This is a genomic window from Amycolatopsis sp. NPDC104863 (genome assembly GCF_055582965.1).
Genome location: NZ_JBVJOW010000002.1, coordinates 516250 through 534255 on the forward strand (window position 1 = coordinate 516250; position 18006 = coordinate 534255).

Sequence of the window (18006 nt, forward strand, 5' to 3'; positions counted from 1 at the left end):
CGTCACCGGTCGTACCGGATCGAGCGGTCACCCTCGTCGTCCAGCGAGCCGCTGATGCGGCCCTTCGCGCCGCTCGTCTCGAAGACGTTGCCCTCGATGCGGTACTGGCTGGCCCCGCGCTGCTGGTCACCACCGCCGCCCCCGCCCGGCGCGCCACCCATGCCGCCCATCATCCCGCCCATGCCCCCCATGCCGCTCATCCCGCTGGCGGAGCTCGCGGCGGCCTGGTGGGCGCCCGGGTCGACCGGGGTCGCGCCGAGCCCGCCGCCGTCGGACATCGGGACCGCCGCGTCACTGGCGCCCGACTGGGACCCCGGGTCCAGCGACACCGCGCCGGCGAAGTCCGCCGAGCCGCCGCCGGTGACCGCGGAGCCGAAGTCGCTCGCGCCGGCCGTCGACGTCGCATCGGCCCCGGCCCCGGCCCCGCCACCGCCGGCGCCCGCGTCGGCCGTCGCGACCGCGGGTTCCGCGCCGGCGGAGCCGCCGAAGTCACCAGAGAAGTCCTGGCCGCCCGGCGTGCTGAACCCACCGCCGCCGCCCGAAGCGGACGCGGCCTCGCTGTGGGTGAAGCCCGGGTCCGGGTTGGGCGGCGCCGGGTCCTTCGTCAGCGGCGACCCGGCGTCCGTGTCGTGGTGGACGGCGGAGCCGTTGCCGGTCGACGAGGCGTCCGTCCCGGTGCCCGGTTTCGGGTCGTTCTTCAGGTCGCCGGCCTTCGGGTCGTCCTTCTCGTCGAGCGTGTACGTCGTCGGCTCGCCCTTGCCGTCGTCGACCGTGACGACCGTCGGGCCGTCCGGGCCCTCCGGCCGCTCGGCCGTGATCTCGAGGTTGCCGTCCTTGATGTGGATCTTGCCGTCGGGGCCCGGCTTGTAGGAGCCGTCGGCCGAGGGCTGCCCGTCCTTGCCCGCCTGCTGGCTGCCCTGCGGGCCGAAGCTGCCGTCCTTGGCGGCGTCGGCGCCCTTGCCGTCGGCGTCCTTGGCCGCGTCGGCCTTGTCGTCGTCACCCCAATCGAGGTGGTAGTCCTTCTTGTTGCCGTGGCCGTCGTCCACGGAGATGTCCTGCTTGCCCTCCTTGTCGGGCTCGGACATCTCGATCGTGTTGTCACCCTTCTTCACCGACACGGTGTCGGTGTCGTCGGTGTCCTTGATGGCCTCGCCGGTCGTCGGGTCGATCGGGTACGGCTTGCCGGTGTCCGGGTCGACCTCGAGGGGCTGCCCGGTGATCGGGTTCTTGCCGTCCTCGGGCTTCGCCGGGTCCTCGGCCTTGGGCGGCTCCGCGGTCGCCGACGGCGTCGTGGCCCCGCCGCCGCCCGTGCTGCCCCCGCCGCCGGTCGAACCGCCACCCCCGGTGGACCCGCCGCCGCCGGTGTCGCCGCCGTTGCCGTTGTGCGTGTCCCCGCCGCCGGTGTCGTCGCCGCCCTTGCCGTCGCTCTTGGCCTCGGTCAGCTGGTTGCGGTAGCCGTCCATGAACCGCGCGAGCGCGCCGAACTGCTGGTCGATCGTGTCCTTGGCGGACTTGCAGGAGCCGTCGAACGCCTTGATCAGGCTCTGGAACTCGGTCGTGAACGCGCCGTCACGCCAGTAGCGGCAGACCTGGCGGCCGTAGTCCTTGTTCTCGTCGTTGAAGCCGCAGTCGTCGTTCTGCAGGCGCTCGGCGAGGTTGGTCTGGTTGCCGTTCTTCGCGTTCACCGCGTCGACCCAGCCGGCGACTTTCATGAAGTCGTCGAACTCTTCGGTCTCGCCGTTCGCGATCTTGAGGACGTCGCGGGCCATGTTGATGTCGGCCTGCGCGATCGTCGTGCGGTGCAGCGCGAGGACCTCGTCGACCTTCTTCTTGACGGCGTCGTAGACGTGCGTCACGGTCTCCGGGATCAGCTTCGCGGCGCCGTCGATCTGCTGCGACAGCTCCTTGGCGTGCGGCTTGATCGTCTCGTCGTACTTGATCTCGGCCGCGTTCGCGCCCTTGCCCTTCCACTCCCCGAAGAGGGTCTGGAGCTCGGTGTCGCTCTTGGTCAGCGTGTCCTCGACGACCTTGTGCGCCTTGCCGAGGTCGTCGGCCTCGGTGAGGAACTTCTGGAACTGGATCCCGCGGTTCTCATGGAACTTGTCCTTGAGGTCCTTCTGCGCGTCGAGCTGGCCGGTGCCGCCCTTGATCTTGTTCCAGATGTCGTTGGTCCACAGCACCAGGAAGTCGACGGTGACGTTGCCCTGGTCGAGCATTTCGTCGGAGCTCTTCGCGCCGGCCCCCAGCGTCGGCGCGGCGATTCCGTCGAGGTTCTTCTTCGCGTCGTTCTTGCGATTGGTCTCGCGCTGCTGTTCCTGGCCCTTGGCGGCCGATTCCTGCTTCGCGCGGGCGACGATCTCGTCGGTGTCGTCGTTCTCGAGAACGCGGTAACCGTCGTTGTCGCCGTCGGAGTAACCCTCGACGTACTCCTTCGCGTACCTTTCTTCTTCGTCGTTGAAGTTGAAGGTGTTGCGGTCGTACTCCTCCATGAGCTCTTGCTTCGTCGCCATGGAGACGTTCGGGTCGTCGAGGACCTTCTTGATTTCCGCCCAGTCGGCCATTACTTGCTCCCCGCCGACTTCGCCGTCGAGCTGGCGTTCTGCTCCTGAGCGGTGTACTTCGAACCGGCGGTGCCGATGCCGCTGCCGAGGTTCATGAGCGCGTTCGACAGCCCGGTCATGCCGGCGCCGATCTCGTCGATCCCGGACTTGTACTTCGGGAAGCCCTCACCGTGGACGCGCCCGAAGTCCGCTTGCGCGATTTCGGTCGGCGCGACCTTCTTGGCTTCCGCGGCCGGGTCGTCGGCGGCGTCGTTGAGGCGGATCTGCGCCCGCGTCATCGCCTCCGAACTCGCTTCGTAACCGTTTGGCATGGTCGGCTTTCCCCCTTCGATCCACGGCCCCTGTTCCGGGTGTCAAGACTGTGACGCACCCGGTCGCGATTCGGTGCCGTCGCAGATGCACACAGAGTCTAGCGTTCGGCCGCCCGCCCGACCTGGGCTTCGGCGAAGTGCACTCACCCGGTGGGGCGCTGCGCCGCGATCGACTCGGAAACCACTTCGGCGACCCCGCGGACGTCGACGAGCCGGTCGAGCTCGTCCAGGTCGACCGAGACGCCGAAGCGCACCTCGACCCGCGCGAGCAGCTGGACGCGCTGCCGGGACGTCATGCCGATGTCGTCGAACGGCGTGGTGTCGGTCAGCTGCCCGGGCTCGAGCTGCAGGGCGGTGCCGACGATCTTCCGGATCTCCTCGGCGAGGGCGGCGTCATCCATGGCGCCCATTCTCGCCCCACCAGCGGTCGCGGGCGGCGGCGCGGGACACCTTGCCGCTGGAGGTCCGCGGCACCGCGCCGGGCCGGACCAGCCACAGGGCGCGCAGCGGCAGGTCGTGGCCCGCCGACACCGCGCGCCGCACGGCCGTCGCGACCGCCTCGTCGTCCGGCGTGGCACACCCGGCCACCACCGCGACGCCCTCGCCGTGGCCGTTTTCGACGGCGAACGCGGCGACCCGGCCGGCGCGGACCGCCGGGTGGGCGGCCTCGACGGTCGCCTCGATGTCCTGGGGGTAGTGGTTGCGGCCGTCGACGATGATCAGGTCCTTGCGGCGGCCGGTGACGTAGAGCAGGCCGTCGTGGACGAAGCCGAGGTCGCCGGTGCGGAGCCAGCCGTCCTCGGTGAAGGTCTCGCCGCGGTCCGGCCGGCCCCAGTACCCGTCGGCGACGTTGGGACCCGCCACCCAGATCTCTTTGTCGACAATGCGGACGCGCTGGCCGTAGGGGCGGCCCACCGAGACCAGCTCGCCGTGGCCGAACTCCGTGACGGTCGGGCCCTCGTCCCCCGCGCTCGCGACGAACACCGTCGCCTCGGCCAGCCCGTAACACGGCTTGAGCGCGGCCCGCGGCAGCCCGAACGGCGCGAAGGCGCGGTGGAAAGCGTCCAAGCTGGCCGCGCGGATCGGCTCGCTGCCGTCGAGCACCGCGTTGACGTGCGAAAGGTCGACGTCCTCCAGCTCCCCCGCCGCCTCGGCGGCCAGGTCGAAGGCGAAGTTCGGCGCCGCGGTGATCGCGCCGGGGTGCTCGGCGAGCAGCCGGATCCAGCGCAGCGGGTCGCGCACGAACTCCATCGGTGTGCAGAACACCGAGTGCGCGCCGAGGAAGACGGGCGTGCCGATCAGCAGCACGAGCCCCATGTCGTGGAAGAACGGCACCCAGCCGGCCAGGTGGGTCGACGCGTCGGCGTGGTAGCACTCGGTCGTCTGCCAGCAGGCGGCCACGAGCGCGCGGTGCGAGATCACCGCGCCGGCCGGGCGGCGCGTGGAACCCGACGTGTACTGCAGGTAGGCCGGGTCGGTCATCACCACTTCGGCGGGCGGCTCGGCGGTGTCCGGCTCGATGTCCTCGACGGCCAGTGCGAGGCCCGGCGGGATCTTGTCCAGCAGGTTCTTCGAGGTCAGGCAGGCCGCCGGGGTGGCGTCCGCGAAGGCCGACTCGATCCGCGCGCGGCCGGTCCGCCCGGTCGGGACCGACAGCGGCACGGCGACCCGCCCCGCGTAGAGCGTGCCGAGGAACGCGACGACGTAGTCCAGGTCCTGGCGGGCGACAATCGCCACCCGGTCGCCGGGCCGGGTCGTGCGCCGCAGCTCGCGGGCGACCCCGCGGACCCGGTCGAGCAGCCGCGGCCAGCTCAGCGTGTGGTCGACGGGTCCCGGGTACGTGCGGCAGGTGAACGCGGGGCGGTCAGTGGCCGCGTTGCGGAGCAGGTGGGCCGTGAACGGCGTGCTCAGGACCTCGTCCGGGACGTCTGCGGGCGGCACGGCCCCATCCTGCCCTACCGTGGGCAGGCGATGGACGAGTTCGAGCGGCACGGGATCCGGGTGGTCTCCGGCCGCGACGCGTGTGTGCACGCCCTGCGTTCCCCGGACCTGACCTCCGACCCCGGCGGCGGCTCACCGAGCGTCCTGCTGCGCGACGGCGAAGGCCACACGCGGGTGCGCGGGGTGCTGCGGGAGATCATCGCCGGGCTCGAGCCGCTGCCGGAGTCGCTGCGCGCGTCCATCGAGACGGTCGTGAGCGAGCTCGGGACGTCGTTCGACCTCGTGCGCGACTTCGCCCGGCCGATCGCGGGCGCCGTCACCGCGGCGGTGCTGGGCGTGCCGCTCGACGACGTCTTCCTGGATCACCTGGAGCGGACGACGGCGAACCTCGACGTCCTCGGCGGCGCCGACCGGGCGGCCCAGGCGTCGGCGTTCCGGCTGTCGGTGCAGCTCAGCCGGGCCACCGCCGGGCCGGGCGGGCTGACGGCGTTGCGGGAGGCGCACGCGGCCGGGCGGATCGACGACGACGAGCTCGCCATCAACCCGGTCGTCCTGGCCCACGCGGCCTACGAGAACTCGCTGAACTTCCTGGCCTGCGCCGGGCTGGAACTGGCATCCGCGCCTTCGCCGGCGCGGGTCCGCGAGCTGGTGACGGCGGTCTGCCCGGCCCGGTACGTCCTGCGCTTCGGCCCGGACGGGCCGGTGGCCGTCTCACTGGCCGACGGCCTGCCGTTCGGCCTCGGGCGGCACGCGTGCCCGGGCTCCGGCGTCGCGGTGGCCGAGGGCGAGATCGCGCTCGGCGCGCTGGCGAAGCTCCTGAGCGGCGGATGCCGGGTGGGCGAGGTCCGGTGGAAGACCCACCCGGTGTTCCACGGCCTGGTCTCGGCGCAAGTTGTCGTGAGTGGCAATTAGGGTTCTAACCCGAATTACCACTCACGACGGGTTACGAGACGGCTGAGACGACGCCGGCGAGCCGGTCGGCCGCCGCCTGGGCCGTGGCCTGGGCCGGGGCCTCCACCATCACGCGGACCAGCTGTTCGGTCCCGGACGGCCGCAGCAGCACCCGCCCCTCCTCGCCCAGCTCGGCCTCGACCTCGTCGACGGCGTCGCGGACCTCGGTCGAGCCGGCCACCGCCGCCTTGTCCGCGACCGGGACGTTCACCAGCACCTGCGGCAGGCGGTTCATCACGGCCGCCAGGTCGGCGAGGGACTTGCCCGTCTCGGCCATGCGGCTCATCAGGCGCAGCGCGGTGAGCAGGCCGTCACCCGTGGTGGCGTGCGCCGGCAGGACGACGTGCCCGGACTGCTCGCCGCCGAGGGCGAAGCCGCTGGCGCGGAGCTCCTCGAGGACGTAGCGGTCACCGACCGCCGTCGTGACGACGTTGATGCTGTGGGCCTTCATGGCCAGGTGCAGGCCGAGGTTGCTCATCACGGTCGCGACCAGCGTGTCCTTGTGCAGCTCACCGGACTCGGCCAGCGCCAGGGCCAGCACCGCCATGATCTGGTCGCCGTCCACGAGCTCGCCCGCGGAGTCGACGGCCACGCAGCGGTCGGCGTCGCCGTCGTGGGCGATGCCGAGGTCGGCGCCGTGCTTGACGACCGCCTCGCGCAGCTTCTCGGGGTGGTTCGAGCCGCAGTGGTCGTTGATGTTGATGCCGTCCGGCTCGGCGAACAGCGCGACGACCTCGGCCCCCGCCCGGCGGTAGATCTCGGGGGCGGCGGCCGACGACGCGCCGTTCGCGCAGTCGACGACGACCTTCAGGCCGGCGAGCGAGTGCGGCGTGACGCCGAGCAGGTGGGTGGCGTAGCGCTCGAGGGCATCGACGACGTCGTGGACGCGGCCGACGCCAGTGCCGGTCGGGCGGATCTTGCCGTCCGCAAGACCGGCCTCGATCTCGTCCTCGATGCCGTCGGGGAGCTTGTGCCCGCCCGCGGCGAAGAGCTTGATGCCGTTGTCGGGCATCGGGTTGTGCGACGCGGAGATCATCACACCGAGGTCGGCCTCGAGCGAGCCGACCAGGTAGGCGACGGCCGGCGTCGGCAGCACGCCGACGCGGAGCACGTCGGCCCCGGCGGAGGTGAGGCCCGCCACGACGGCGGCCTCGAGCATCTCACCGCTGGCGCGCGGGTCGCGGCCGACCACCGCGACCGGCCGGTGCGAGCGGTCGTGCGCGGCCAGCACGCGGGCGGCGCTGGCCGCCACCGCCAGCGCCAGCTCCGGCGTCAGCTCGGCGTTGGCCAGGCCACGGACCCCGTCGGTACCGAACAGGCGTGCCATCGATGGACCTCCTCAGTGCGGTTACGACAGTGCAACCACCACGACAACGTAGCGGCCCTCCCGGGCCGCGCTACCCCTGGATGTCGCTCCGGACCCCGGAAACGACACGGTCTGTGAAAACGCCGAAGCGCCCATCCGATGGACGGATGGGCGCTCCGGTGGGTTGCGCCAGGGGCGCGATCAGCGCTTGCTGTACTGCGGGGCCTTGCGGGCCTTCTTGAGGCCGTACTTCTTCCGCTCCGTGGCGCGCGCGTCACGGGTGAGGAAGCCGGCCTTCTTGAGGGCCGGGCGGTCGTCGGCGTCGACCTCGATGAGCGCACGGGCGATCGCGAGGCGCAGCGCGCCCGCCTGACCCGAGACGCCGCCACCGTGGAGGTTGGCGAAGATGTCGAACGAGTCCGGCTTCTCGACCAGGACCAGCGGCTCGCGGATGAGCTGCTGGTGCACCTTGTTCGGGAAGTACTCCTCGAGGGTGCGGCCGTTGAGCTTGAACTCGCCGGTGCCCGGGACGACGCGCACGCGGACGACGGCTTCCTTGCGGCGGCCGACGGTCTGCGCGTTGCCGCCGGCGGCGCGCGAGGGGCGCGGGGCGGCCTCGGACTCGCTGGTGGCGACGGGGGTCTCGCTGGTCGCGACGGCGCCGGTCTCGGTCGCCTCGGTCGTGACCTCGGCGGTCTCGGTCTCGGTGCTGGTCACAGACTGTTCCTCACTCACTGCGCGACCTGCGCGATCTTGGTGATCTCGCGCACCTGCGGCTGCTGCGCGGTGTGCGGGTGCTGCGGGCCGGCGTAGACCTTCAGCTTCTTCGCCTGGGCGCGGCCGAGCTTGTTCTTCGGCAGCATGCCCTTGACGACCTTCTCGAGAAGGTGTTCGGGCTTGGAGTCGAGCAGCTCGCCGAACGAGCGCTTCCGCAGACCGCCCGGGTAACCGCTGTGCCGGTACGCGAACTTCTGCTCGCGCTTGTTTCCGGTGAGCGCGACCTTCTCGGCGTTGACGATGATGACGAAGTCACCGGTGTCCACGTGCGGGGCGTAGGTCGGCTTGTGCTTGCCGCGCAGCAGCGTGGCGACCTCGGTCGCGAGCCGGCCGAGCACGACATCCTCGGCGTCGATCACGTGCCAGGCACGAGTGACGTCGCCGGGCTTGGGGCTGTACGTGGGCAAGGGTCTACCTCGTCGTCAACATTGCGTGTGGGTTCTGTGCGGGCCTAGCGCTGATGCGCCGCAACGCACAACGACATATGAAGATACCCCCACGTCCGCCGCGGCCACGCATCGGGGGTGGGTCCAGGGGCCGGAACAGTCCCGGCCCGCAGTGACTGTACCCGGTTTTCCGGCCGAAGTGCCTGCACTCGCCGCCCCGACACGCGAGGATGAGACGATCCGGGCGACACGGTGCTTTCCAGCGGAGCGGGGGACGGCGATGAGCAGACGACCGACGGCGATCTTCGTCCTGGCGGCCGTCCTGGCCCTGGTCAGCGCGTGCGGCACGGCCAAGGCCGGGACCGCGCTGCCGAAGGGCGACGACGCGGCGGACTACGTCGGCGGCAAGTTCGAGCAGGTCATCGGCAAGCTCGGCGACGCCATCACCGACACGCGCGACGTCACCAACTCGCTCGACGCCTACTTCAAGTTCGACGACAAGTGGATCCACAGCACGGTGACGTCGGCCCGCACCGGCAGCCCGGAGAGCCGGGCGGTGCGGCACCGCTCGCAGAAGAACCCCGACGAGATCATCGACACGTACACCCCGGCGGACGGCGCGGTCGAGTACACCTACCTCGGCCCGGTCTACGTGCAGAAGGGCGTCTCGCCGACGGCGTGGGTGTCGATGCCGAAACCCGAGGCCGGCCTGATCGTGCCGTGCGCCTGGGGCGGGGTGCTGACGCCGTGCCGGATGGCGGACTCGACGGTCGACGCCTACCAGGCCGACAAGCGGGCCGTCCGCGGGGCGAAGAGCCTCGGCGACGGCAAGACGGCGCTCACGGTCAACGTGCCGTTCGAGGTCTTCGTCAAGAACAAGGTCGAGATCCTGCCGCAGAGCCTGGTCGACCAGGTCGGGCCGGAGCTGAAGAAGGCCGCGATCCCGACCACGATCACGCTCAACCCGGACGGCAGCCTGGCCTCGTTCGTGATGGAGGCCAAGTTCGCCGGCGACGGCCACCAGCTCGAGCTCAAGTACGAGTTCAAGTTCACCGGCAAGGCGAGCCTGCAGGACATGCCCAAGCTGCCGGACCCGGCGCAGATCACGGTGCTGCCCGACCGCGCGGCGATGGACGACTTCTACCGCCGGCTCGGCGAAGCGCAGGGCCAGTGACCACGACCCGAGGTGAACGCCGATGACCCAGCCGCCCGACCCGCGGCAGCCCCAGTGGTGGCAGCCGCCGGCGAACCCGCAGCAGCCGAACCCGCCGGCGTGGCAGCCGGAGCAGCAGCCGACCGGCCCGCACGCCGGCCAGTGGCAGCAGAACCCCGAGCCGCCCACCGGCTCGTACACGGGCCAGTGGAACCCGGCCCAGCCCGGCACGACCGGCTCGTTTTCCGGGCCGTGGCAGCCGAACAACACTCCAGGTGGTGGCTGGCCGGCCCAGCCGGGAACACCACCCGGCGGCGGTCCGGCCCAGGGGCAGCAGCAGTACGGCGGCGGGTTCCAGCCGACGCAGTACGGCGGCCTGGGCGCGTTCACGCCGGAGCCGGCCCGGAAGCCGAAGTCGAAGAAGCCGTTGCTGATCGCGGGGATCGCGGTCGTGGTCGTCGTGCTCGGCGGCGGCGCGGCGTGGCTGCTGGGCGCGTTCCGCGGGGACGTGCTCGACCAGCAGTCCCTTGAGGACGGTGTGGTGAAGGTCCTCAACGAGAACTACGGCGAGCCGGACGTGAAGAACGCGCAGTGCCCGTCGAACCAGGCCGCCCGCAACGGGACGACGTTCGACTGCACGGTGCAGATCGGCGGCCAGGAGAAGAAGGTGACGGTGCGGGTGCTGAACGACCGGCCGGAGTACGAGGTCGGCGCGCCGCACTGAGTTTTTGTTGCGGGAAGGCAGGTCCGCCGGACCCACGCACCGCGGCTCGTTCCGGCGGCGGCGCCGGACTGGCCAGTTCCCTTGCGGGCAAGGCTGAAGCAAGTTCGGCCGGGCCTACGCTATGACCGCGCTCGTGGGCCCGAGCAGCGCGCGGCTCGTTCCGGGGCCGCGGCCGCCGCGCCCACCCGACCTGGCGCCGGGCAGCAGGCCGCTCGTTCCGGGACTACGACTCCCGACCGGCCGCGTTCCCTTGCGGGCAAAGCCGAACGCGGCACCCTCGTCACACTCCCCTGCCGCACCAACGAAAACGGCGGGCCCTGCACCGAAGTGCGGGCCCGCCGTGGTTTCCGGGGCTAGCGGCTCAGAACAGGCCTTCGACGGCGTTGTCCGTGGCCTGGTAGCCGTCGGCGATCTGCGGGAGGGCGGCGGCGATCTGGGCCAGAACCTGCTTGAGGTCCTCGAACTTCTGGTCCCAGGTGCGCTGAGCCGCGTCGTAGGACTCCTTGGCCGAACCGGTCCAGGTGGTGACCAGCGGCTTGAGGTCGTCCTTCAGGCGGTCGAAAGCGGCCTGGAGCTCGCCACCGGTGCTGTTGCAGTCATCGGCGGCCGCGTGGATGGTGGCATAATTGACGACAATGCCGGCGTCGCTGGGCATATTCGCTCCTTCGGTGCTGAGAAAGTTTTGGTGTACGGGAAGAAAAGTTCAGGGTGTGGCTCAGCCGAGCGCTTCGAAGCCCTTGTTCAGGGCGCCGATGGTCTCCTGCTGCTGCTGCTCGGAACGCTCGTACTTCGAACCGGCCTCGCGGAGCAGGTCGGCGATGCGCTGCAGCGCCTGGTTCATCTGGCGGGCGTCGTCGTCGAAGCGCATCATCACGTGGTCGAACGCCTTCTGCGCTTCGCCCTTCCACCCGGCGCGGGTGGCCTCGATGCGGTCGCGGAGCGTCGCGAGGTTCTGGTCCATGCCGGTGCGGACCTCGGTCACGCGGCTCTCGGCGTCGGTGAACTGCTGCGGTGTTCCCTGAAATCCGGATCCGGTGCTCATACCGGTACCCCCTTCTTAAGAGTGATGGCTGGCCGTACCAAGCTCGTTCGTTTGTACGGCCCTACGACGCAGACATTGCCATGTCCGGTTCCCCCTTGTCGTGGTTTGCCGGCAAGTAGTTGCTTGCGGGAACGCTCGCGTCCGGAACCGGTCGCCGCCGGTATTGGCCGCGTGCCACGACACGGCGATGCGTCACCCGGAAATGCGCGCCCTACCAGGGGAGTTAGCACACGCACAGCGATCACGCGCCGAGGCTCAGCGATCCCGATTCATGATTCGCATCTGGGAAAAGTCCTCCTCGTCGTCACCCGTTCGAGGGGGCCGGGCGGGAGATTGCGAACGCGAAGGAACGGAATCGACGGGATCGGGAACCGGAACGGACAGTCCCCGGGCGCGGCGGAACCGTTCGGCGGCGGCGCGCAGCGTGCCCGGGGTCGGGTCGCCGGACTTCACGCCGCGGCCGCTTCGCTTGAGCAATTCGACGTTTTCGCTGTGGTGACGCCGGTTGCGCGCCACGGCGTTCCCCGCGACGCGCCGGGCGTGCGTCACCGCGTCCTGGCCGATCCGTTTGAAGGACGCCGCGGCGCTTTCGAATTCCTCGGACGGCACCGCGCGCCCTCCTCTCAGTTCACGATTTCGGCGGTGCGCACGGCCTGCGTGCACGCCGCGTCGACGCGGCCCTTCAGCTGGTCCGTGGCGTACTGGCAGCCGACGTGGACGCGGACCCGGCCCTTCGCCACGACGTACCAGTCGACCTGGATGTCGGGGCGGTCCGGCTTGACCTGGTGGTAGAAGATCACCGTCCGGCCCGCGTACGACGCGCTCGGGTTGTACGCGCTGTACTGCTGCCGCGGGTCGGTCTCCACGCCCCGCCGGAGCTCGTCCGCGAGCTTCTGCGGGTCGGCGGTCGCGTCGTAGTCCATGACGTACTCCTGCGCGACCAGGAGGTCGTTGCCGTCGCGGGACTCCTGCGGGTGGATCACGACCTGCCGCTCGGCGACGCGGTCGTCGGTCTGGACCCAGTCCTCGGGCGCGACGAACTTGAAGTCGTACTGCGAGAGCGTCCGGCCGCTTTCGGGCTGGGCGCCCGAGTCGCTGAACACGAAGATCCCGCCGACGACGAACGCGGCCACGACGACCACCGCGCCCGCGACGATCCCCCACAGCTTCCGGCGGCTCTTCTTCTCCGGCGCCGCGGAGGCGCCGCCGGGCCGGTTGCCGCCCGGGGCCGGCTGCCCCGCGGGCGGGGTCCACGGCGGCCGCGCGACCGGCTGGCCGTGCGGTGGTGACGGCGGCGGGCCCCCGCGGTTCGGGAACCCGTTGGCGGCCGGCGGGCCCGGTGTGCGCGGGGGCGCCGGACGCTGGCCGGCGTCGGCCGGGCGCGGGGCGGCGTCGGCCGGGCGCGGGGCGGCGTCACCGGGCCGGACGACCTCGGTGCGCTGCGCCGCCGGGCCGAGGGCGCCACCCGGGACCGCGCCCATCCGGGCCATCGCCTCACCGGGGAGCGCGCCGGTGCGGTCCGGGTCCACCAGCACGGCTCGCAGCGCGCCGCGCGCGACGACCGTCTCGGGCTGATCCAGGCTCGTCGGCACGACGCCGGTGCGTTCGTGCACCAGGCGCGAGATCATCGGGATCCGGCTCGACCCGCCGACCAGGAAGATCGCCGTGAGCTGCTTCGGGCGCAGGCCCGCGTCGCCGATCGCCGCGACCGTCAGCTCCACCGCGCGCCCGAGCGGGGCCGTGATCAGCCGCTCCAGGTCCTCACGGGTGACGTGCGCGTCGGCGAACGGCGGGGGCATCGGCACGTCGGTGTAGGCGTGCCGGGAGAGGGTTTCCTTCGCGCCGCGCACGTCCTGGCGCAGCACCCGGCGGCGGCGCCGGTCGACCAGCTCGCGGCCTTCGACGAGCTGGCGCCACGCGTCCTGGTCCGCCCCCGCCACGAGCGCGCCGACGTGCTCCAGCAGCGCCTGGTCGATGTCCGCGCCGCCGAACGCCGGGTCACCGCGCGTCGCGAGCACCTGGAAGCCGCCGCGCTGGGGACGCCCGGAGCGGTCGCGGGCGGTGTCCGGCGGGAGCCGGCGGACCACACTGACGTCGACCGTGCCGCCGCCGAGGTCCAGCACCGCGAGCGCGTCCCCCGGGCGGCCGCTGAACTCCACCGTGCGGTCGTTGGTCACGTCCTGCGGCGCGAACGTCGCCGCGTGGTAGACCGCCGCGGCGACCGGCTCCGGCACCAGCGCGACCTCGCGCGCCAGCCCGCCCGCGGCCTGCCGCAGCAGCCGGGTGCGGATGGCGCCCCAGTCCGCGGGGTGGGTCAGCACGAGCAGGTCGACCTCGGCCTCGCCGGCGAGACGGCGCGCTTCGGCGACCGCCCGGCCCAGGACCGCGTGCACCACGTCGGTGACCCGCAGGACGCTGTCGCCGAGCAGCAGCTCACCTTCGTCGATCCGGCGTTTCGGGTTCGGCTCGTAGCGCGACGGGTCGACGGCCGCCTGCCGCTCGGCCTCCTGGCCGACGAACAGCGTGCCGTCCGCGGCCGCGAACACCGCCGAGGACATCAGCGGCTGGCCGTCGATCACCACGACCTGCGGGTCGCGCCCGTTCACCGAAGCGACAACGCAGGTGCTCGACGTCCCGAAGTCCACCGCAACCCGGACCGTCACCAGCAGCTCCCGAAACAGTTCTTGTCGCGTTCCCCCGCGCCCGGCCGACGGGGCGTTCCCTCGCGGAGGAACCTACCCTTCGCCGCCGGGCGTTCCGCGGCCGTCCTCAGTCCGGGTTGATCCACGACACCTGCATGAGCTGCTTGCCGTACTTCCGGGTCAGCATCATGCCCCGGCCCGGCGGCATCGCGCTCGCCTTGATGTTGCCGACCAGCGCACCCTCGTCGCGGGAGCCGTTCATGACCATGCCCGGCGCCGCGATCTCCTTGAGCTTGCCGATGATCGGGTCGTACATCGCCTTCGACGCGCCACCGGTGCGCCGCACGACCACCAGGTGCAGGCCGACGTCCTTGGCCTGCGGCAGGAAGTCGGAGATCTTGCGCAGCGGGTTGTTCGTCGACGTCGCCACCAGGTCGTAGTCGTCGACCAGGACGAACAGCTCCGGGCCCTTCCACCACGAACGGGTCTTCAGCTGCTCCTGCGTGACGTCCGGGCCCGGCAGGCGCCGGGTCATCGAGTTGAAGACGTCGCTGACCATGCTCTCCAGCTGCGCGGCCGACACCGCGTACCCCAGCAGCGAGTCACCCTGGACGAACCCGAGCATCGTGCGCCGGTAGTCGACCAGCAGGATCAGCGCCTCCTTCGCGGAGTAGCGCTCGGAAATGCCCCGGGCGATCTGCCGCAGCAGGTTCGTCTTGCCCGACTCGCCGTCCGCGAACGCGTAGAAGTGCGGCTCGGCGTTGAAGTCGAGGTAGATCGGCTGCAGGTCCTCTTCGTTGACGCCGATCGGGATCAGCTTCGAGTCCCGGACCTGGTCGAGCTTGAGCACCTCGTCGTAGGTGATCATCTCCGGCAGCAGCCGGACCTGCGGCGCGATCCGGCCGCGCCAGGCGCCCTTGATCTTCGCGACCGCGTCGGCCACGCCGGAGGCGATCGTCTCCGGGTCGCTCGAGCCGTCGATCCGCGGGAGGCCGCCCAGCAGGTGCAGCTTCTCCCGCGTCAGGCCCCGGCCCGGCCGCCCGGCCGGGATGTTCACCGCGACCCGGCGGTCGATGTCGGACTCGGTCGGGTCACCCAGGCGCAGCTCGAACCGGGTGCCGATCATGTCCTTGATCGCCGGGCGGATGTCCGCCCACCGGTTGGCGGCGATGACCACGTGCACGCCATAGGACAGACCCTGCGTGGCCAGCCGGGTGATCGTCGTTTCCAGCTCTTCGAAGTCGTCGCGCAGCGCGCGCCAGTTGTCCACGATCAGGAACGCGTCGCCGAACGGGTCCTGGTCCGCGCGGATCTCCCCGCGGCGCTTGCGGTTGCGGAACTCGGTCATCGAGTCGATGCCCATCGCCCCGAACCGGCCTTCGCGCTCGGTCAGCAAAGTGGTCAGCTCGGCCACGATCCGCCGCGCCTTGTCCGGCTCCCGCCGCGCCACCGCCACACCGCCGACGTGCGGCAGGTCGGCCAGACCCGCCAAGGTGCCACCACCGAGGTCGAGACAGTAGAACTGTGCCTCTTCCGGGGTGTGGGTCAGCGCCATCGACATGATCAGCGTCCGCAGCATCGTCGACTTGCCCGACTGCGGGCCGCCGACGATCACACCGTGCCCGGCCGCGCCGGAGAAGTCCGCCCACAGCGGGTCACGGCGCTGCTCGTACGGGCGGTCGATGATGCCCAGCGGCACCTGCAGCCGGCCGTTGCCGAAGAAGCCGACCGGGGACAGGCCGCGGTCGTCGGTCGGGTTCAGGTTCGGCAGCAGCGTGTCCAGCGAGCTCGGGTCCTTCAACGGCGGCAGCCACACCTCGTGCGCCGGCGGGCCCTGCCCGATCAGCCGCGAGACGATGACGTCCAGCTCGCTGGGCTCGACGGCCTCTTCGGACTGCCGCTCCTCGACCTTCGGCGCCGCCTCGAGCAGCTCCGGTTCCGGCTCCTTCGGCAGTTCGACGAAGTCCGGGACGAACAGCTGTGGCCGCTTGTCCGCGCGGACCACGGTCGCCGCCGGGCCCGCCGCCTGGATGCCGGCCGGGCGGTACGGGCCCGAGACGTAGGACGCCTTGAACCGCACCAGCGTGGAGGTGTCGAACTTGAGGTACCCGCCACCGGGCACCGACGGCAGCTCGAACGCGTCCGGCACGCCGATCGCGGCGCGGGACTCCGCCGCGGAGAACGTCTTCAGGCCGATCCGGTACGACAGGTGCGAGTCCAGGCCGCGCAGCTTGCCCTCTTCCAGGCGCTGCGAGGCGAGCAGCATGTGCATCTGCAGCGACCGGCCCAGCCGGCCGATCGCGACGAACAGGTCGATGAAGTCCGGCTTCGCGGCGAGCAGCTCGGAGAACTCGTCACAGACGATGAACAGCGCGGGCAGCGGGTCGAGGTCCGCGCCGTTCTCACGGGCTTTCTCGTACTCCCAGACGTTCTTGAAGTTACCGCCGTTCTTCAGCGCCTCCTGGCGCCGGTTCATCTCGCCGGCCAGCGCGTCCTTCATGCGGTCGACCAGCGTGACCTCGTCCGCGAGGTTGGTGATGACCGCGGAGACGTGCGGCGCCTTGTCGAGGCCGAGGAAGGTCGCGCCACCCTTGAAGTCGACGAGGACGAAGTTGAGCGTCGACGACGAGTGCGTCGCCAGCATGCCCAGCACCAGCGTGCGGAGGAACTCCGACTTACCGGAACCGGTCGCGCCGATGCACAGGCCGTGCGGGCCCATGCCTTCGGCCGCGGCTTCCTTGATGTCCAGCTCGACCGGCTGCCCGTACTCGCCGACCCCGAACGGGACGCGGTAGCGGTCGCGGATCGGGCGGGGCCGCCACGCCTGCTGGACGTCGAAGGTCATCGGGTCGCCCGGGATGCCGAGCAGCTCCAGCAGCGACGGGTTGGACAGCAGCGGCTCTTCGTCGCTGACGTCCTGCCCCGCCGCGCCGCCGACGCGGTAGGGCGAGATGAGCCGCGCCAGCGACTCGGTCTCGACCAGGCTCAGGGTGTCCGGGCGGCCGAACCACTCGACACCGCCGGCGCTGCGCGCGCCGAGCCGGTCGGCCTCCACGACCAGCCGGAGGCCGCGGCGGGCGGCGAGGTTGCCGATGGAGTCGGAGAGGTCGATCAGCGTGACGCCGACCAGCCCCTCTTCGAGGATGATCTGCTCTTCGCGGGTGACCTCGGCGTCGTCGACGATGATCACGACGTGCGGCTGGTCCGGCGCCGGGGTGGCGTTGCGGGAGAAGCGCTGACGGTCACGCAGCTCTTCGTCGAGCCAGTTTTCGATCTGGGCCAGCGAACCGGCCATCATGCGGAGCTGGCCGATGCCGTCCGACAGCGTGGGGTGCTGGGCGTGCGGCAGCCACTTCGCCCACTCCCACTCCTCCTTCGCGCGGCCCGCGGTGGCCACCGCGATCAGCACGTCGTCCGGGCTGTGGAAGGTGACCATCTGCGCGAGCATCGCGCGGGTCAGGCCGCGGGTCAGGGCGCGGTCGCCCTGCATGCTCACCGCGGCGAACCCGCGGAGCGTGATCTGGGTCGGCAGGTCCGGCACGATCGAGTGCGCGCGCACGAACCGGCGCAGCGCGAGGGTGGCGATCGGCTCCAGCTCGTCGACCGGCCCGGTCTGCGGCGGGACCAGCCGCGTCGCGAGGCGGTGCGAGCTGCGCCCGACGCGCAGGTGCAGGAAGTCCTGGTCGTTCTGGCGGCGCTCCCACATCCGGCGGCTGGCGGCCAGCGACCAGAGGGACTGGGGGTCGGGGTGGACCCACTCGAGCGCGGCGCGCTGGTCGACCATCGCCTCGCGGGCGCGGTCGCGCATCTGGCCCAGGTACCGGAGGTAGTCCTTGCGGTCTTCGTCCATCTCGGCGCGCTTGGCGCCGCCGCCCTTGCCGCCCCCGCCGCCGGCCATCATCCCGAGCGTGCCGACGACCATCATGCCGCCCATGGCCATCATCATCGGGTTCCGGTTGCTGGCCTGGAACATGAAGACCATCATCCCGAGCGACGCGACGATCATGACGATCGGCAGCGCCTTCATGACGATGTTGCCGGGGATGACACGCGGCACCTCGGGCGGCGGCTCGAGGTGCACCTCACCGCCCGGCGGGCGCGGTGCCGCCAGCCGCGGCGACTTCTTGAACTGCAGCGTGCTCATCGAAGGACCCCTCTTCAAACTCGACGATGGCGGCCACCGTTTTAGTGCACAAGGTGCGCGGACAACCT

The 18006-nt window shown here is 71.3% G+C and carries 15 protein-coding genes; 3 read left to right on the forward strand and 12 right to left on the reverse strand.

The genetic code is table 11. From position 1 onward, the window contains the following. Nucleotides 1-2 precede the first annotated feature (2 nt). From ACZ63J_RS11835 to ACZ63J_RS11850, 4 genes are all read right to left on the reverse strand, one after another. Nucleotides 3-2561: a WXG100 family type VII secretion target gene (locus ACZ63J_RS11835; RefSeq protein ID WP_465405840.1), complete on the reverse strand. Its 2559-nt coding sequence runs from the start codon at nt 2559-2561 to the stop codon at nt 3-5. Continuing rightward, nucleotides 2561-2872, reverse strand: a complete 312-nt coding sequence (locus ACZ63J_RS11840) for a hypothetical protein (protein ID WP_465308731.1) — start codon at nt 2870-2872, stop codon at nt 2561-2563. The genes ACZ63J_RS11835 and ACZ63J_RS11840 overlap by 1 nt, the downstream gene beginning before the upstream one ends. A gap of 143 nt (nt 2873-3015) precedes the next feature. Beyond that, the gene (locus ACZ63J_RS11845) at nt 3016-3273 is read right to left on the reverse strand and encodes an acyl carrier protein (RefSeq protein WP_465308729.1); all 258 of its coding nucleotides are present in this window, start codon (nt 3271-3273) and stop codon (nt 3016-3018) included. Beyond that, complete coding sequence (locus tag ACZ63J_RS11850) at nt 3266-4813, reverse strand: fatty acyl-AMP ligase (RefSeq protein ID WP_465405842.1); 1548 nt, start codon at nt 4811-4813, stop codon at nt 3266-3268. The genes ACZ63J_RS11845 and ACZ63J_RS11850 overlap by 8 nt, the downstream gene beginning before the upstream one ends. Nucleotides 4814-4843: 30 nt before the next feature. On the opposite strand from ACZ63J_RS11850, the gene ACZ63J_RS11855 reads away from it, so the two are divergent. Next, on the forward strand, nt 4844-5725 hold the full coding sequence (locus ACZ63J_RS11855) for a cytochrome P450 family protein (protein WP_465405844.1): 882 nt from the start codon (nt 4844-4846) through the stop codon (nt 5723-5725). Nucleotides 5726-5756: 31 nt separating this feature from the next. On the opposite strand, the gene glmM is transcribed toward ACZ63J_RS11855, so the two are convergent. The 3 genes from glmM to rplM all read right to left on the reverse strand — a co-directional run bounded on the left by glmM (nt 5757) and on the right by rplM (nt 8254). Continuing rightward, nucleotides 5757-7091, reverse strand: a complete 1335-nt coding sequence (gene glmM / locus ACZ63J_RS11860; RefSeq protein ID WP_465335934.1) for a phosphoglucosamine mutase — start codon at nt 7089-7091, stop codon at nt 5757-5759. A gap of 180 nt (nt 7092-7271) precedes the next feature. Next, nucleotides 7272-7787, reverse strand: coding sequence for a 30S ribosomal protein S9 (gene rpsI / locus ACZ63J_RS11865; protein ID WP_465308722.1), 516 nt, complete (start codon nt 7785-7787; stop codon nt 7272-7274). A gap of 14 nt (nt 7788-7801) precedes the next feature. Beyond that, complete coding sequence (gene rplM, locus ACZ63J_RS11870; RefSeq protein ID WP_465308720.1) at nt 7802-8254, reverse strand: 50S ribosomal protein L13; 453 nt, start codon at nt 8252-8254, stop codon at nt 7802-7804. 259 nt (nt 8255-8513) lie between these two features. Here rplM and ACZ63J_RS11875 point away from each other — a divergent pair, with 259 nt between their 5' ends. Next, a complete protein-coding gene (locus ACZ63J_RS11875) occupies nt 8514-9407 on the forward strand; it encodes a hypothetical protein (protein ID WP_465335935.1) in 894 nt (297 codons plus the stop codon). Between the two features lie 22 nt (nt 9408-9429). Continuing rightward, nucleotides 9430-10110, forward strand: coding sequence for a DUF4333 domain-containing protein (locus ACZ63J_RS11880; RefSeq protein ID WP_465405846.1), 681 nt, complete (start codon nt 9430-9432; stop codon nt 10108-10110). A 361-nt stretch (nt 10111-10471) separates the two neighbouring features. Here the strand turns inward: ACZ63J_RS11880 and ACZ63J_RS11885 are convergent, their stop codons facing one another. The 5 genes from ACZ63J_RS11885 to eccCa all read right to left on the reverse strand — a co-directional run bounded on the left by ACZ63J_RS11885 (nt 10472) and on the right by eccCa (nt 17938). After that, nucleotides 10472-10765: a WXG100 family type VII secretion target gene (locus tag ACZ63J_RS11885; RefSeq protein ID WP_465405848.1), complete on the reverse strand. Its 294-nt coding sequence runs from the start codon at nt 10763-10765 to the stop codon at nt 10472-10474. A 60-nt stretch (nt 10766-10825) separates the two neighbouring features. Continuing rightward, on the reverse strand, nt 10826-11152 hold the full coding sequence (locus ACZ63J_RS11890; protein WP_465405851.1) for a WXG100 family type VII secretion target: 327 nt from the start codon (nt 11150-11152) through the stop codon (nt 10826-10828). A gap of 255 nt (nt 11153-11407) precedes the next feature. Next, the gene (locus ACZ63J_RS11895; protein ID WP_465405853.1) at nt 11408-11761 is read right to left on the reverse strand and encodes a hypothetical protein; all 354 of its coding nucleotides are present in this window, start codon (nt 11759-11761) and stop codon (nt 11408-11410) included. Nucleotides 11762-11775: 14 nt separating this feature from the next. Further along, nucleotides 11776-13815 (reverse strand): type VII secretion-associated protein, encoded by a 2040-nt coding sequence (locus tag ACZ63J_RS11900; RefSeq protein ID WP_465405855.1) that lies wholly within the window; start codon nt 13813-13815, stop codon nt 11776-11778. Nucleotides 13816-13921: 106 nt separating this feature from the next. Beyond that, nucleotides 13922-17938, reverse strand: a complete 4017-nt coding sequence (eccCa, locus tag ACZ63J_RS11905; RefSeq protein WP_465405857.1) for a type VII secretion protein EccCa — start codon at nt 17936-17938, stop codon at nt 13922-13924. Nucleotides 17939-18006: the final 68 nt, after the last annotated feature.